Consider the following 16553-nt stretch of genomic DNA (forward strand, 5'->3'; position numbering starts at 1 on the left):
AGGAGAAATATTCTGTTTGCTAAAGGTACATTATCATTCAATAATAATCTGATGTCCCGCAGCTTTTGTTAAACGATTCATAATTGCATTTCCTATGCCTTCATTCGGGAATGATTCACTAAAAATAACATCTACTTCACTTGCATCAAACGTTCTAAGCACATCATATAACTTAGTCGCAACGCTGGCTAAATCGCTTCGCACACCACAAGACAATACAACATCTGCACTATACACATGCTGATACTCTTCTGTCGTTAATACACCTACTTTAAACCCTTCTTTCTTCTTCTCATCCACAATACGTTGAATAAACTCACGGGACCCTTCAACAATACTAAGTGGCGCTTTCGGTGCATAATGTGTATATTTCATTCCAGGTGATTTTGGTTTTTCTTTCTCATCCTTTAAAGCTGGATCTAAAGAAACATTTCCTATCACTGCTTCTAATTGCTCCTTCGTAATCCCGCCTGGACGTAAAATCGTCGGAACCTCGCTCGTACAATCAATTACAGTTGACTCAACGCCTACTCCTGTTGCCCCGCCATCAACAATACCAGCAATTTTCCCGTTTAAATCTTCATACACATGAGAAGCTAACGTTGGACTTGGGCGTCCTGAACGATTCGCACTCGGTGCCGCAACAGGCACGTTTGCCTCTTCAATAAGAGCGAGCGCTACTGGATGATCCGGCATCCTCACTCCGACTGTATTAAGTCCGGCCGTAACCCTCTCTGAAATCCCTTTTTTTCTCGGTAAAATGATTGTTAATGGTCCTGGCCAAAAATGCTCCATTAACTTTTCTGCAACCGGCGGAATTTCTCTTACGATACCATCTAACTGAGATTTTGTTCCTATGTGGACAATCAGTGGATTATCGCTCGGTCTCCCTTTCGCTTCAAAAATTTTCGCTATCGCTTCATCATCCATTGCGTTTGCTCCTAACCCATATACCGTTTCCGTTGGGAAGGCCACCGCTTCATTTTCTCTTAATAATCTCGCTGCTTCTTTTAATTGTGGATAATATTTTTTTCTTTCCACAACATTATCCACAACCCACATATTTGTATGCATTTTTTCCCACGTCCTTTTCTACCATGAAATACTTGTCTATTTTTAGTTTACTATGAGATTTATCCAAAAGACAAACAAGGTTTATCCACAAAATGTGGATAAACCTTGTTAATCCGTGGATAACTTTGTGAATAGCTGACAATTTAGTATTATTGCATTTAGCTCTTTTATATTTTTACAAAAGTGTTCTAACTGTCGAATTTCCTCTGGCACTTCCTCTTTCTCTATAATGACAAAGTTAAAAAACTGAAAGATTGTCACAGATTGTGGATGATTTGTGAGTAAGTACAATTGTCGAATATCTTTTTCTTTCATATACTGCAAAAACATCTCAAAAAAATATAAGAAAGTCTGTTTATCCACATTAGGTGTGAATAAGCAAGAACGGATAAGTGCATTTTCCCCACCTTGTTCATATCCAACTACCGCTCGTATTTCTCCCGCCTCTTCCAAGATCATAAATTGTTCGTACAACTCATTTATTTTATCATCTTTTTTATTAGCTTGTCCGAAAAAAGAATGCAATCTTTCTACATCTGCTTTCGTAGCAAAATACACGTTCTTCATACTAAATCCCTCCTCATTGATATATATGAGGAAGGATTTAGTAATAGTACTATTTAGAGAATAAAGCTGTAAAAGCTTCGACGATAAATAATTTAACCTCTGGTTTTTCTTCTTCCTCTTCTACTGTTACATACTCATTTTCCTTTTCTTGTTTTTGCTCCACAGGTTTTTCCACTTTTTCCACAGTTTTTGTTTCTACTTTTTTTACAGACTGTTCTTCTACTTGCGTTTCATGTTTTACTACTTTCTTTTCCTGGGCTGTTACTTTTTCAACTTTTTCCGGCTTTACTACTTTCGTTTCTTTCACCTTATCCACTTTCTTCTCCGGTACATCCACTACTTCCTCATCTGGTTGTCTCACCTGCTCCTCTTCAGGAGATTCAGCTTTCACAACATGTTCTTCTTTCCTTACAGCTGTACCACTTGAAAAATCTAAGAAACACATCGGTGGAAATAATACACACCACCAGTTTGCACCTTCACCTTTTCCAATTGTAATAAGTACCGCTTCATATTCTCCTGCCGGATAAATAAAATTCCCATATACCTTTGTAGGAAACTTCACATTCTTACCGAATTTCACTTGAAACGCCTCTTTACTCCCTTCTCTTTTCAGCGTATTCTCCACTGTCTTTTCAATTTCAGGAATATGATTTTGAATTACTTTTCGAGCTTCTTCAAATGACGTTAAATCCGCTACCCATCCATCAATTTGCGCTTTCACTTCATCACGTACTTTACGTTTTAATGCCTGATCTTTATCGGAATCACTATTAGCTAAAATACGTAATCGAACGGCCTCTTTCGGAATAACAGTAGGCCCTTTTGCATCAGCTTTCATATATCCAAACTGCACAAGTAACTGTGCACCAATTAATAATAAAAGAAAATAAGCAATAACTTGTTTTTTCATTTCCTCCACCGTCCCCTCTAGAAACAGTGTGGACAGAGTTACTTCTTTCTAAACTATTAAATTCAAAATCTATATAAAAAACCGATAGAAAAGCATTTTTTTAATTGGCGAAAGGGACTGGCTATGTATAGGAGCGGTCAGGGCCTTTTCCTGCCACGCGCAAAGTTTTAAAACAAAGACAGGTAACAAGGTGTATGTCCATTTTTATCTTTCTGACAGCAATCTATAGGTAATAAGGTGCGTATTTTCACTGTAATAATACTCCTTACCAAAATTCTAAATGAAATGTATGGCTGAGTAGTTACGAATTTTTCATACAAAAAATAGAGTAAGGCTTATACCTTACTCCATCTCTGCAAATACCATGCGATCTTTTCCATTAATATCAAATACAACTTCAACTTGAGCGCGCGGGAAAGTTTGCTGTAATAATGCTTTCACATCTTCACCTTGCCCTACACCAATTTCAAACGCCACAATCGCCTTTTTCTGTAATACATTCGGCAATTCCTCCATAAAACGACGATAGAAATCTAGTCCATCTTCCCCACCAACAAGCGCACGCTTCGGCTCATGCTCCTTCACAACAGTAGAAAGACCACGCCAATCTTCCTCTGGTATGTACGGAGGATTAGAAACAACAACATCTAACTTCTGACCTGTTTCATAAAACGGAGACAGTAAATCGCCGTGATAGAAAGTTACATCCGCCCCTAAAGTTTTTGCATTTTCTTTTGCAACTTCAATCGACTCCTGCGCGATATCTACTGTATACACATGAAGATTTTTATTTTCTAAAGCGAGCGTAATAGAAATCGCTCCACTACCTGTTCCAATATCCGCTATGTGAAGCTCCTCATTACCGAAATGGCGCTCAATTCTCTCTAGCACCCCAACTATAAGTTCCTCTGTTTCCGGTCTTGGTATCAATACCTCTTCATTTACAAAGAATGAGCGGCCATAAAACATTTCATAACCGAGCATATATTGGATCGGAGTACCTTCTACGTGCTTGTGGATAAATTGTGCAAAACTTTTCTCTTGTTCCGCAGTTATTTCTTCACGCATATTCATGAGCATTCCGGTTCTGTTCGTCTTTAATACATGACAAAGGACAATTTCTCCCGCATTTTCATCTCGTCCATTTTCCTGTAAAAAAGAAGAAGCCCATTTCAGGGCTTCATAGACACGCATTACTCAGCTGCCTCCATCTTTTGAGCCTGATCTTCCATCACTAAGGCATTGATGAAATCATCTAACTTACCTTGTAGGATTTGATCTAGCTTTTGAATCGTTAAACCGATTCGATGGTCTGTAACACGGTTTTGCGGGAAATTATACGTACGAATACGCTCTGAACGATCTCCCGTACCAACAGCTTGTTTACGGTTTTGATCATACTCAGCTTGCGCTTCTTGTCTAAACTTATCATAAACACGTGCGCGTAATACTTTCATCGCTTTTTCTTTATTCTTAATTTGTGATTTCTCATCCTGACAAGATACAACTACACCAGTCGGTAAATGTGTTAAACGTACCGCTGACATCGTTGTATTAACGCTTTGTCCACCAGGGCCACTAGAAGCAAACGTATCAACACGAACATCTTTTTCATGAATATTAATTTCTACTTCTTCTGCCTCTGGTAATACAGCTACAGTTGCTGTAGATGTATGAATACGTCCACCAGATTCCGTTTCAGGAACACGTTGTACACGGTGAGCACCATTCTCGAATTTTAGCTTAGCGAAAGCACCTTTACCGTTAATCATAAAGATAATCTCTTTATATCCACCTAACTCTGTATAGCTCGCTTCGATAATTTCAGTTTTCCAACCTTGCACCTCAGCATAACGGCTATACATACGATATAAATCACCAGCAAATAAAGCTGCCTCGTCACCACCAGCAGCGCCACGAACCTCAACGATAACGTTTTTATCATCATTAGGGTCTTTTGGAACAAGTAAAACTTTCAGACGCTCTGATAATACTTTTTCTTGACCTTCTAACTCAGAAACCTCTTCTTTTACCATGTCACGCATATCAGCGTCTAACTTATCTTCTAACATTGCTTTTGCATCTCGTAATTGCTCACGAACATCTTTATACTCACGGTACACCTCTACCGTATCCTGAATATCAGATTGCTCTTTTGAATACTCACGAAGCTTATTTGTATCGCTAATAACCTCTGGGTCACTTAACAACTCATTCAACTTCTCATAACGATCTTCTACAGCTTGCAAACGATCTAACACACCATTCACCTCTACATCCTAGTATCTAATACAAATAGTATATGGTACTTAATCAAAAAAACGCAAATTATATTTAAAAGCACAAGCGGCTCGCTCAGAATGGGAGGAGGTTGGAACTTCTGACAGAGAGGCGCTCTTTGCCTCGCAGGAAGAAGCGAAACCACCGACCATTCTAGCCGCTGGAGCTAGATAATATTTAAAAGCGCAAGCGGCTCGCTCAGAATGGGAGGAGGTTGGAACTTCTGACAGAGAGGCGCTCTTTGCCTCGCAGGAAGAAGCGAAACCACCGACCATTCTAGCCGCTGGAGCTAGATAATATTTAAAAGCGCAAGCGGCTCGCTCAGAATAGCTAAGGTTCTCTCGTACAAAAGGTGCTTTTTACCTTGAGTAGCGGAGGTTCTTAGACACGAAGAGCTCGCCACCAATCTTCATCTATTTTCGAAAAAAACCCGCTCTACATAGCGAGTTTCATTTATCTTTGTTTTGTAGGTACTGCATGACAATGACGACAACGTGGTTCATACGATTCTGAAGCCCCAACTAAAATAATTGGATCATCAAATGCCGCTGGTTCTCCATCGATTAAACGTTGCGTACGACTTGCAGGAGATCCACATTCAGAACAAACTGCCTGCAATTTAGTTACATGTTCAGCAATCGCCATCAGCTGAGGAACTTGTCCAAATGGTAGACCACGGAAATCTTGGTCTAATCCAGCTACAATGACACGATAGCCACGATTTGCCAATACTTGCACCACTTCCACAATGTCCCCATCAAAAAATTGTACCTCATCGATTGCAATAACATCCATTTCTTCTGTTACATGGTTAAATATATCTTTTGAAGCTGAAACAGGAACTGCTTTAACCTTTAATCCATTATGTGATACAACATCTTCTTCACTATAACGATTATCAATACATGGTTTAAATACAATCGCATGTTGTTTCGCAAATTGCGTACGGCGTATACGGCGGATGAGCTCTTCTGATTTTCCAGAAAACATACTCCCGCAAATCACTTCAATCCAACCATTTTGATTCATTAAGTACATTGAGCTCTCCTTTCATCTACTTTCCTAATCTAAAGTAGGGTAAAGGTTTAATATTTTTGCAAAAAAAACAGACAAGCGAATACATACACTTGCCTGTTTTATGTTCTTTATTACTTAATACCGTATTTCTTATTGAAGCGGTCAACACGTCCGTCTGCAGTAGCAAACTTCTGACGTCCAGTGTAGAATGGGTGAGAATCAGAACTGATCTCAATTTTTAGTAATGGATAAGTGTTACCATCTTCCCACTCAACAGTTTCGCTAGAGCCTTTTGTAGACCCGCTTAAGAATTTGAAGCCAGTGTTCGTGTCCATAAATACAACTTTATTGTAATTTGGATGGATTCCTGCTTTCATTCTTTTCATCTCCTTCCGCCCTGAATCATTTTCGAAACAGAGTTTTTCATCTTCAGCTGCTTACACAACTATATTGATGAAACACATATGATGAAATTATAACAAGGCTAACTCCATTTTGCAACTACCTGTTTTTGTCTTTTTAAAATTAAAAGTGGAGGCGGCTCGCTCAGAATCGTAGGACACTTCAAGCTCTCGACCCAAATATGATTTTCATCCCAAAAAACAAAATTATTTCCATATATTACTCTCTCTAATATTCCCTTAAAAACATAAAAAACTCGCTTACTACGAAATAAGCGAGTCCCAATCTTTTCCCTTTACTTAGTTGCTACATACCTTTTTGAGTCTGCAACAATGTTTTGTAAAAATTCTTCATTTGTCTTTGTTTGACGAAGTTTACGTAAGAAGCCTTCAACAAAGTCTGGTGTATCACGCATTGTTTTACGAATACCCCATAGTTTGTCTAAATGTTCTTTCGGAATTAATAGGTCTTCTTTACGCGTACCAGAGCGACGAATATCAATCGCTGGGAAGATACGGCGCTCAGCTAATGAGCGATCTAAGTGAAGTTCCATATTTCCAGTTCCTTTAAACTCCTCGTAAATTACATCATCCATACGAGACCCTGTATCAACAAGCGCTGTTGCTAAAATCGTTAAGCTACCGCCCTCTTCGATATTACGCGCAGCCCCGAAGAAACGCTTCGGTCTATGAAAAGCAGCTGGATCAATACCACCCGATAAGGTTCTACCACTCGGTGGAATAACAAGGTTGTAAGCACGCGCTAAACGGGTAATACTATCCATTAAAATGACAACGTCTCTTTTATGTTCTACAAGACGCATTGCACGCTCTAATACAAGCTCAGCTACTTTAATATGATTCTCTGGCACTTCATCAAAAGTAGAACTTACAACATCACCTTTAACAGAACGTTCAATATCTGTTACTTCCTCTGGACGCTCATCAATTAAAAGTACAATTAATTCTGCTTCCGGATGATTTGTTGTGACACTGTGTGCAATTTCTTTTAACAGACTTGTTTTACCAGCCTTTGGAGGCGCAACAATTAAACCACGTTGTCCAAATCCAACTGGTGCGATTAAATCCATGATGCGTGTCGGTAACTTTTTCGTTTCCGTCTCCAATTTCATTTGGCGATCTGGGTATAACGGTGTTAATGCAGGGAAATGTACACGCTCTTTTGCTGAGTCTGGATCATCTCCATTTACAGCTTCAACTTGTAGCAATCCAAAATAGCGCTCATTTTCTTTCGGAGGTCGTACTTTACCAGAAACCTTATCTCCATTACGTAAATCGAAACGACGAATTTGCGAAGCCGAGATATAAATATCTTCTGAGCTTGGAGAATAATTGATAGGACGTAAGAATCCAAATCCTTCTGATTGAATAATTTCTAATACGCCTTCCATGAAAAAGAAACCTTCTTTTTCTGCTCGAGCTTTTAAGATAGAGAAGATTAGCTCTTTTTTCGTTAACTTGCTGTAATACGAAATCTTAAATTCCTTCGCAAGCTCGTATAACTCTTTTAATTTCATGTTTTCTAATGCTGCAATTGACAAATTCATTCAGACACCACACTTTAACGTTTTTCTCTTTTCACATGGGTAAAGGGGAAAAATACGGAAGGCAAATAAATAATAATGAAAGGCAATAAGTTCAAGTAGGGTAATATTCACTATTGTAACCCTTTTATCTAGTTTTAATCAATACATTGAAACACAAATACAAGAAGCGAAGACAAGAAAATTTATCTTCGCTTTTCATATTTCTTTCTTTTTTCTACTCGCCTGATTTTAAGGCAGAATAGATAAGGCATTTTTGCTTTTATTTAATCCAGTTCCAGCAGCTAGAATCTCCGGTCATTTCGCTCTCTCACTCGAAGCAAAGAGCGCTTCAAGGTCGAGAGCTTGAAGTGCCCTGCGATTCTAAACGAGCCGCTTACGCTTTTTATTTAATAACCAAATTCGGTTTTTTATTTAAGCTATGGCGGCCGTCTACGAAGCGTACTGTGCCTGATTTTGCACGCATAACAAGGGATTGTGTTGTTCCGACGCTACCTTTAAATTGAACGCCTCGTAATAGTTCTCCGTCTGTTACACCTGTTGCTGCAAAGATTGCATCGTCACCTTTTACTAAGTCTTCCATACGAAGGATACGATTGATATCTTCAATACCCATTTTTTTGCAACGTGCTAATTCAGCTTCGTTTTGAGGTAAGAGCTTCCCGTGAATTTCTCCACCTAAGCATTTTAATGCAACCGCAGCTAATACACCTTCAGGTGCTCCACCAGAACCGAATAGAATATCTACACCGGTACGGTCAAATGCTGTATTGATTGCTCCAGCTACATCTCCATCGTTAATTAATTTAATACGAGCACCAGCTTTACGAATTTCTTCGATAATCGCTTGATGACGTGGACGGTTTAAAACTGTCGCTACAACATCTTCGATATCTTTATTTTTCGCTTTCGCAACTGCACGTAAGTTGTCGATAATAGGTGCGTCAATATCAACTGCACCAACCGCTTCTGGACCAACCGCTATTTTATCCATGTACATGTCAGGAGCATGTAACAAATTGCCGTGATCTGCAATTGCAATAACAGCAAGCGCATTCCAGCCGCCAGCCGCTACGATATTGGTCCCTTCTAAAGGATCAACTGCAACGTCTACGCGTGGTCCATATCCTGTACCCAATTTCTCTCCGATATATAGCATTGGCGCTTCATCCATTTCACCTTCGCCAATTACAACTGTACCTTTCATCGGAATTGTATCAAATACATCACGCATAGCTGATGTTGCTGCACCATCTGCCTCATCTTTTTTTCCGAGCCCCATCCAACGCGCTGATGATAATGCTGCAGCCTCTGTTACACGTACTAACTCCATAGATAAACTTCTTTCCACAATAATCCCTCTCCTTTAAGTCTTTATATTTCTGCCGTATTTTGTGAACCGTGTTTTTCTATAAAGTGTACTTCCGTTAGTAGTGATTCTTCGCTCCCCATTAACGGAAGTATCACCACCTTATCCCGATTGGTGAGGGCTAATAATCGGCATGGGATATCCCATACTGATTAAAGTTTCACTTTATGCATTCTTCATTTCTTCAATTTCTTGCTTTGTCATTTGTTCTCGCCAAATGTTTGCACCAAGCCCTTTAAGCTTGTCTACTATATTTTCGTAACCTCGATCAATATGATCAAGTCCCGTTACTTCTGTAATGCCATCTGCCATTAAACCCGCAATAACAAGGGACGCACCAGCTCGTAAGTCACTCGCTTTCACCTTCGCACCTTGCAATAAAACAGGTCCAGTCACAATCGCTGAACGGCCTTCTACTTTAATCTGTGCGTTCATACGGCGCAATTCATCAATATGCTTGAAACGTGCGCTGTAAATTGTATCAGTTACAACTCCTGTTCCATGCGCTTTTGTTAAAAGCGTTGTAAACGGCTGTTGTAAATCTGTTGGAAACCCTGGATATACAAGCGTTTTTACATCAACTACTTTTAACTTTCTATTGCCGTTCACTGTAATTTGGTCATCGTTCGTTTCAACTTGAACACCAGCTTCTCTTAGCTTCGCAGTAACGGATTCTAAATGCTGAGGAATAACATTATCAACTGTTACTTCTCCTCCTGACGCTGCTCCTAAAATCATATACGTACCAGCCTCAATACGATCTGGAATGATAGTGTGGTGACAACCATGTAAAGAATCCACACCATCAATTCGGATTACGTCTGTACCAGCACCTTTAATACGTGCTCCCATACTCGTTAACAATGTAGCTACATCAATAATCTCTGGTTCTTTTGCTGCATTTTCAATAACAGTTCTACCTTTCGCTCGTACAGCCGCTAGCATAATATTAATCGTAGCTCCTACACTAACAACATCTAAATAAATACGCGCTCCACGTAGTTCATCTGCTCTTAAATAAATGGCACCTTGTTCATTTGTAACATGTGCCCCTAACGCTTCAAACCCTTTAATATGCTGATCAATCGGTCGTGGCCCTAAATGACATCCACCTGGAAGCCCAATAACAGCTTTTTTAAAACGGCCAAGCATTGCACCCATTAAATAATAAGAGGCGCGCAATTTTTTCACTTTTCCATTTGGTAAAGGCATCGCAACCATGTTAGAAGGATCGACTACCATCTCTTCTTCCTGCCCATAAGTTACTTTCCCTCCAATTTCCTCTAGTAAGTCTCCTAATATTTTCACGTCCGAAATATTAGGAATGCCACCGATAGTTACTGGAGTATCTGCTAAAATTGTCGCTGGAATTAGTGCAACAGCACTGTTCTTTGCACCACTCACGCGAATCATTCCATTTAAAGCTCTTCCGCCTTCAATTAGCAATTTTTCCATATTGAGCTCCCTTCTTGTGAATGTATTTATCTTCTACTTCTTTATAAGAAGAAGTAGAAGATTCCCCCTTAAGAATCTCAATCACTCTTTCCATCCTGAAACCCAATAAGTAGAAAACCATCACCTGTAGCTCCCCTGCTGTACAAATAGATGAAGATTAACTATTCATCGAATCAAATTCCTCAATTCAGATACTTACCACATTTATTAATAGGACTATGCACATTATTTTCTATATTCGCAAACCAAAAATTCACTTTATAAAATCTTTAGACTTGTTCACGCTTTCATTATACAACGAAAGGAAACCGTCTAAAAGACTAGACGGTTTCCAAAACGGAATTTTATTCTTACGCTTTACCGTTAGAACCGAACTCACGCATTTTACCAGCAACAGTTGCTTTAATAGCGTCGCGGCCAGGTCCAATATATTTACGAGGATCGTAAACTTCTTGGTCTTTGTTTAATGCTTCACGAACAGCTTTTGTAAACTCAATTTGGTTCTCAGTGTTTACGTTAATTTTTGAAGTACCTAAAGAAATAGCTTTTACGATATCAGCAGTTGGGATACCAGTACCACCGTGTAATACTAAAGGTACGCCAGTGAAGTCGCGAACTTGTTCCATTTCAGCGAATCCTAAGTTAGGCTCACCTTTGTAAGGACCGTGTACAGAACCTAAAGCTGGAGCTAGGCAATCGATACCTGTTGCTTCAACAAGGTGTTTACACTCTTCCGGATTAGCGTAGATAACGCCTTCAGCGATGATGTCATCTTCTTGTCCGCCAACTGTACCAAGCTCAGCTTCTACAGATACGTTACGAGCATGTGCGTATTCTACCACTTTTTTAGTAGTTTCAACGTTCTCATCGAATGGGTGGTGAGAAGCGTCGATCATTACAGATGTGAAACCTGCATCGATTGCTTCTTTACATTTTTCGAAGCTTGAACCATGGTCAAGGTGAATCGCTACAGGAACAGAAATGTTCATTTCTTCGATTAAAGCTTTAACCATAGCTACAACTGTTTTGAAACCAGTCATATGACGAGCTGCACCCTCAGATACACCTAAGATTACAGGAGATTTTTCTTCTTCCGCAGCAGCTAAGATAGCCTGAGTCCACTCTAAGTTGTTCATGTTGAATTGACCAACTGCGTATTTTCCTTCTAGTGCTGTGTTTAGCATTTCTTTCATAGAAACTAAAGGCATGGTGAATCCTCCTAAAAAACGTTTTTTGTATCCGATAAATTCTTATCGCTGGTAGTATGACCAGAATAAGGTAAAATATGTATATTTACATACCGGACTTCTTTCTACACTCAATAGGATAACAACTTGTACTCAAAAACTCAACTGTATTCACCTGCTCAATAGTCCATGTAAACGCTTTTTTCCATATTTTTTATAAAAAATTCATTTTTTACGCCTCTACAGCAAGCTGATCTCTCACCGCTTGACGAATCTCATCAATATCAAACGGTTTAGCAAAGTGCATTAAAGCTCCTAAATCTTTCGCTTCTTGAATCATATCCAATTCTCCATAAGCAGTCATTAAAATCACTTTAATACTCTCATCAATTTCTTTTACATGTTTTAAAATCTCTATACCATCCATACCTGGGATTTTCATATCTAACACTACTAAATCTGGATTATCTTTTTTCACGATATCTAAAGCTTGAAATCCATTCGCTGCTTGGAACGTCTGATAACCTTCTTTTTGGAACACTTCATGCAATAAAACACGAATGCCATATTGATCATCAACGATTAAAATTTTTCCTTCCATAACTCCCAACCTTTCTGTGTAAGTACAAGATTTAAAGCTTCTTATATCTTATCGGTTTATTTTCGCTACTCTTTGCCAAATCCCTTCCTATTCTTTCTTATTTTACCGTTTCCTATTTTGTTATGCCACCCTACTATTTCCCCTTTCCAAAAAAAATAAGCTATAATGAGAACCAGCTAACACGAAAGAAAGGAGCAACAACATGTTAAAAATTTTCTCGACTCAATTAAGTGGATATTTCTCCAGAATTTCTCAAAAAGAAGAAATGAATATAGAAGATAGCGCTCGTCTACTTGCCCAGGCGTTAATTGGTGACGGCTTCATTTACTTGCATGGTACAAATGAAATGGAGGGTATTGTTTCAGAAGCATTATTTGGTGCCGAACCAATGAAACAAGCAAAACGTTTAATAGAAAACGGTGAACTGGCGGCAGTGACTTCTGCGGACCGCGTACTTCTTATTAGTCGTTTTTCGACAGATGAAGAAATTATAACAACCGCGAAAAAACTTCATGAAGACGGCCAATCTATCGTTGGAATCTCGGCTATTCAAGAAGGTGCTGAATCACTGGAACAATATACAGATGTACATATTGATACAAAGCTGTTAAAAGGTCTTATTCCAGATGATGAAGGTAACCGCTACGGGTTCCCAAGTTTAATTATAACTTTATTTGCTTATCACGGATTGAAATTTACAATTGATGAAATGTTAAACGAATATTAAAAAAAGCGCCCTATTTCAGGCGCTTTTTTTTATTACTTGCTCTCTTTATTCGTAATAGAAGCACTTACGAAATCATGGAACAATGGTTGCGGACGGTTTGGACGAGATACAAGTTCTGGATGGAACTGTGCTGCCACGAACCAAGGATGATCTTGTAATTCAATAATTTCCACTAGACGACCGTCTGGGCTTGTACCAGAGAATACAAATCCTTCTTTTTCCATATCTGGACGGAATTGATTGTTGAACTCATAACGATGACGATGACGCTCATATATAACCGGCTCGTTGTAAGCATTGTAAGCATTTGTTTCTTCAGCAAGCTTACATGGGTATAGACCAAGGCGAAGTGTACCACCTAAATCTTCTACATCTTTTTGTTCTGGTAATAGATCGATAATTGCATAAGGTGTGTCAGGATTAATTTCAGAAGAGTTAGCTCCTTCTAATCCTAATACGTTACGTGCAAATTCGATTGATGCAAGTTGCATACCTAGGCAAATTCCTAAGAATGGAACTTTGTTTTCACGAGCATATTGAATTGCAACGATTTTACCTTCTACACCACGATCGCCGAAGCCACCTGGTACAAGGATACCATCTGTGTCACCAACTAATTCTTTTACGTTCTCTGCTGTTACGTGCTCAGCGTTTACCCATTTTACTTCTACATCTGTGTCGAATGAATAACCTGCATGACGAAGTGCCTCTACAACAGAAATGTATGCATCTTGAAGCTCTACGTATTTACCAACAAGAGCGATTTTTGTTTTCTTAGAAAGGTTACGTACTTTATTAACTAGCGCAGTCCACTCTGTCATATCTGCAGCTGGATTGTCTAATTTCAAGTGATCGCAAACGATTTGGTCCATGTTTTGTTCTTGAAGAGATAATGGAACCGCATATAAAGTATCTGCATCGCGTGCTTCGATAACTGCTTTTGTATCGATGTCACAGAATAATGCAATCTTGTCTTTCATGTCCTGAGAAACAGGTAGTTCTGTACGAACAACGATAATGTTCGGCTGAATACCTAAGCTGCGAAGCTCTTTAACGCTATGTTGCGTTGGTTTTGTTTTCATTTCACCCGCTGCTTTTAAGTACGGGATTAACGTACAGTGAATGTACATTACATTGTCACGACCGATGTCGCTCTTAATTTGACGAATTGCTTCTAAGAATGGTAGAGACTCGATATCACCAACAGTTCCACCGATTTCTGTAATAACAACGTCGGCGTTTGTTTCGCGACCAGAACGATATACACGTTCTTTAATTTCGTTAGTAATGTGAGGAATAACTTGAACTGTTCCTCCTAAATATTCACCACGACGCTCTTTTTGAAGAACTGAAGAGTAAATTTTACCTGTTGTTACGTTGCTGTATTTATTTAAGTTGATGTCGATAAAACGCTCATAGTGACCTAGGTCTAAGTCCGTTTCTGCACCATCATCTGTTACAAATACCTCACCGTGTTGGTATGGGCTCATAGTCCCTGGGTCTACGTTAATGTATGGATCAAACTTTTGAATAGTTACGTTTAAACCACGATTTTTTAAAAGTCTTCCAAGAGATGCTGCTGTAATACCTTTACCTAAAGACGATACTACACCGCCTGTTACAAAAATATACTTAGTCATGAAAATACTCCCTTCTACTTCGTTGTTATATAATCACCGTTGCAAAGCGCAACGTATGTAGATAACACTGTATCTATCTTATTGTTAGGCTCTTTTTATTTTCTAAACAAAAAACAAAAAAGAAAATTGCTCCCCTCATCACATAAAGTAATAAGTAGGGAGCAATTTTCTTTTATATTTACACTTTAAAAGTATTATCGTCCTTTTTTAAAGAGCCCAAAAATGATTCTACATGGACGATAATGAAAAGTCAAGAACTAACGCTCTTCCTCTTCTTCTTCTTCAGTTTCATCGTACTCAAGTTCTTCTTCTGCGAAGTCTTCATCATCTTCTTCTACATCATCAAGATCATCATCTTCATCATCTGCGTCTTCTTCTTCAAGAACCTTGTCCAAATCTTCTACATCTTCTTCTTGGTCTGCATTTCCTTCTGCATCGCCGAATTCATCTTCATCTTCTTCGATGTAGTCGTCAAAACCGTCCTCTTCAACTTTACGTTTCTTCTTCGGTTTTGGCTGAGGCAGAATTTCTTCATCAATTTGCTCATATGGGTACCAGCTGCGTAGCCCCCAACGATTTTCTCCTAAATTAATGAAACGTCCATCGATGTTTAAATCTGTATAAAATTGTGCGAGTTTCGTATTAACTTGCCCTTGAGATAGTCCCAGCACTTGAGCGATTTCTTGAACCAACTCATTGAATGTCGTTGCTTGTCTTTTATTCCCTAAAACGCTATGTACAACTTCAATCATTGAACATTCTTTTAGCTCTTCTGGTGAATATTGCTTAAAATTCACTTATGCGGCACTTCCTTTCTTCAAATATAACCTTATATACAACGGTCTGCTTAAAAAAATCCATACTATTCATTATAAACAAAAGTCGCACAAATATGCTACAAAAAAAAAACGGGAAACTTTATATGGTAATAAAGTGAAACTTTAATCAGTGGGGTTTTGTTCATCCCCCACTGATTATTAGCCTTCACCAATCGGGCGTTTACGGGCGTTTGATCTCCCACCTAACTTCTTTGTTCCAGCCGAATTTTGAGGTGGGAGTCTTACTGCCCGTTAATGCGGGATAAAATTATAATTTGTCCATTCCTTATTTCGGAAACATATGCGCACCTTGCAGTACATACCTAATTTGCATTTCTGTATATTCTTCGAGAGTATACAGTTTTTGCAGGGCCCAACGTCTAAATCCCCACATTTGTCCTTGTATGAAAATATTATGTGCAAGAAGCTGTATTTCCTTTTTATTTAGTGTAAATGTCCCATTTTCCGTACACTGCTCTAAAATATTCTCAAACATCCCGACCATTTGAAACTCTTTTTCTAATACATATGGGAGTGATTCTTTCGGTAAAAAACGTACCTCTTGATACATAATTAATACTTCTTCTTGCAATTCATCCATCACTTTAAAATAATTCGTTATCGCTATCTTTAAGCTTTCTATACTTCCCTTCTCTGTACACACTACTTTCTCTAACCGTTCTTTTACATGTTCATAAATACTATCACAAACTAAATATAATACATCATCTTTTGTGCGAATGTATTCATAAAGTGTTCCGATACTAAATCCAGCCGCTTTCGCAATTTCTCTCGTTGTTGTACGCGGGAATCCTTTTTGCTTAAACAGCTGCACCGCACCTTTAATCATTTGTTCACGCCTTAACGCAACTAATTTTTCATCTTTCACTGACGCATGTACATTATGTTTAACCATCCCTTCACCTCTCTCTATTATTT

16 protein-coding genes are annotated in these 16553 nt (G+C 38.8%); 1 reads left to right on the top strand and 15 read right to left on the bottom strand.

Features of this window, described 5'->3' with window-relative positions:
- Nucleotides 1-33 precede the first annotated feature (33 nt).
- The 12 genes from MHI07_RS25200 to spo0F form a co-directional block, all read right to left on the bottom strand.
- Complete coding sequence (locus MHI07_RS25200; protein ID WP_002016299.1) at nucleotides 34-1074, bottom strand: L-threonylcarbamoyladenylate synthase; 1041 nt, start codon at nucleotides 1072-1074, stop codon at nucleotides 34-36.
- A 108-nt stretch (nucleotides 1075-1182) separates the two neighbouring features.
- Nucleotides 1183-1641 (bottom strand): mechanosensitive ion channel protein, encoded by a 459-nt coding sequence (locus MHI07_RS25205; RefSeq protein ID WP_078174949.1) that lies wholly within the window; start codon nucleotides 1639-1641, stop codon nucleotides 1183-1185.
- A gap of 49 nt (nucleotides 1642-1690) precedes the next feature.
- Complete coding sequence (spoIIR, locus tag MHI07_RS25210) at nucleotides 1691-2554, bottom strand: stage II sporulation protein R (RefSeq protein WP_282914680.1); 864 nt, start codon at nucleotides 2552-2554, stop codon at nucleotides 1691-1693.
- 342 nt (nucleotides 2555-2896) lie between these two features.
- On the bottom strand, nucleotides 2897-3748 hold the full coding sequence (gene prmC / locus MHI07_RS25215) for a peptide chain release factor N(5)-glutamine methyltransferase (RefSeq protein WP_002159772.1): 852 nt from the start codon (nucleotides 3746-3748) through the stop codon (nucleotides 2897-2899).
- Nucleotides 3748-4815, bottom strand: coding sequence for a peptide chain release factor 1 (gene prfA / locus MHI07_RS25220; protein WP_002144724.1), 1068 nt, complete (start codon nucleotides 4813-4815; stop codon nucleotides 3748-3750). The genes prmC and prfA overlap by 1 nt, the downstream gene beginning before the upstream one ends.
- 472 nt (nucleotides 4816-5287) lie before the next feature.
- Complete coding sequence (locus MHI07_RS25225) at nucleotides 5288-5872, bottom strand: thymidine kinase (RefSeq protein ID WP_002016305.1); 585 nt, start codon at nucleotides 5870-5872, stop codon at nucleotides 5288-5290.
- Between the two features lie 110 nt (nucleotides 5873-5982).
- On the bottom strand, nucleotides 5983-6228 hold the full coding sequence (locus MHI07_RS25230; RefSeq protein WP_000643447.1) for a type B 50S ribosomal protein L31: 246 nt from the start codon (nucleotides 6226-6228) through the stop codon (nucleotides 5983-5985).
- Nucleotides 6229-6548: 320 nt separating this feature from the next.
- Entirely contained in the window at nucleotides 6549-7820 is a 1272-nt protein-coding gene (rho, locus tag MHI07_RS25235) for a transcription termination factor Rho (RefSeq protein WP_002159771.1), read from the bottom strand.
- A gap of 382 nt (nucleotides 7821-8202) precedes the next feature.
- Entirely contained in the window at nucleotides 8203-9168 is a 966-nt protein-coding gene (gene glpX / locus MHI07_RS25240; RefSeq protein WP_002113062.1) for a class II fructose-bisphosphatase, read from the bottom strand.
- A gap of 183 nt (nucleotides 9169-9351) precedes the next feature.
- On the bottom strand, nucleotides 9352-10641 hold the full coding sequence (gene murA, locus MHI07_RS25245; RefSeq protein WP_340826764.1) for a UDP-N-acetylglucosamine 1-carboxyvinyltransferase: 1290 nt from the start codon (nucleotides 10639-10641) through the stop codon (nucleotides 9352-9354).
- 350 nt (nucleotides 10642-10991) lie between these two features.
- Nucleotides 10992-11849 carry a class II fructose-bisphosphate aldolase gene (locus MHI07_RS25250; protein WP_002159768.1) on the bottom strand — a complete coding sequence of 286 codons (858 nt, stop codon included), beginning with the start codon at nucleotides 11847-11849 and terminating at the stop codon, nucleotides 10992-10994.
- Nucleotides 11850-12060: 211 nt separating this feature from the next.
- Entirely contained in the window at nucleotides 12061-12429 is a 369-nt protein-coding gene (gene spo0F / locus MHI07_RS25255; RefSeq protein ID WP_000398592.1) for a sporulation initiation phosphotransferase Spo0F, read from the bottom strand.
- Between the two features lie 202 nt (nucleotides 12430-12631).
- Between spo0F and MHI07_RS25260 the strand changes: the two genes are divergently transcribed.
- The gene (locus MHI07_RS25260; protein WP_002159767.1) at nucleotides 12632-13156 is read left to right on the top strand and encodes a DUF2529 domain-containing protein; all 525 of its coding nucleotides are present in this window, start codon (nucleotides 12632-12634) and stop codon (nucleotides 13154-13156) included.
- A gap of 32 nt (nucleotides 13157-13188) precedes the next feature.
- Here the strand turns inward: MHI07_RS25260 and pyrG are convergent, their stop codons facing one another.
- From pyrG to MHI07_RS25275, 3 genes are all read right to left on the bottom strand, one after another.
- Nucleotides 13189-14796 carry a CTP synthase gene (gene pyrG / locus MHI07_RS25265; RefSeq protein ID WP_215554821.1) on the bottom strand — a complete coding sequence of 536 codons (1608 nt, stop codon included), beginning with the start codon at nucleotides 14794-14796 and terminating at the stop codon, nucleotides 13189-13191.
- A gap of 257 nt (nucleotides 14797-15053) precedes the next feature.
- A complete protein-coding gene (gene rpoE / locus MHI07_RS25270) occupies nucleotides 15054-15593 on the bottom strand; it encodes a DNA-directed RNA polymerase subunit delta (RefSeq protein ID WP_002159765.1) in 540 nt (179 codons plus the stop codon).
- A 307-nt stretch (nucleotides 15594-15900) separates the two neighbouring features.
- Nucleotides 15901-16530: a TetR/AcrR family transcriptional regulator gene (locus tag MHI07_RS25275; protein WP_002159764.1), complete on the bottom strand. Its 630-nt coding sequence runs from the start codon at nucleotides 16528-16530 to the stop codon at nucleotides 15901-15903.
- Between the last annotated feature and the right edge of the window lie 23 nt (nucleotides 16531-16553).

It is taken from the genome of Bacillus sp. FSL H8-0545, assembly GCF_038006105.1.
GTDB lineage: Bacteria > Bacillota > Bacilli > Bacillales > Bacillaceae_G > Bacillus_A > Bacillus_A cereus_U.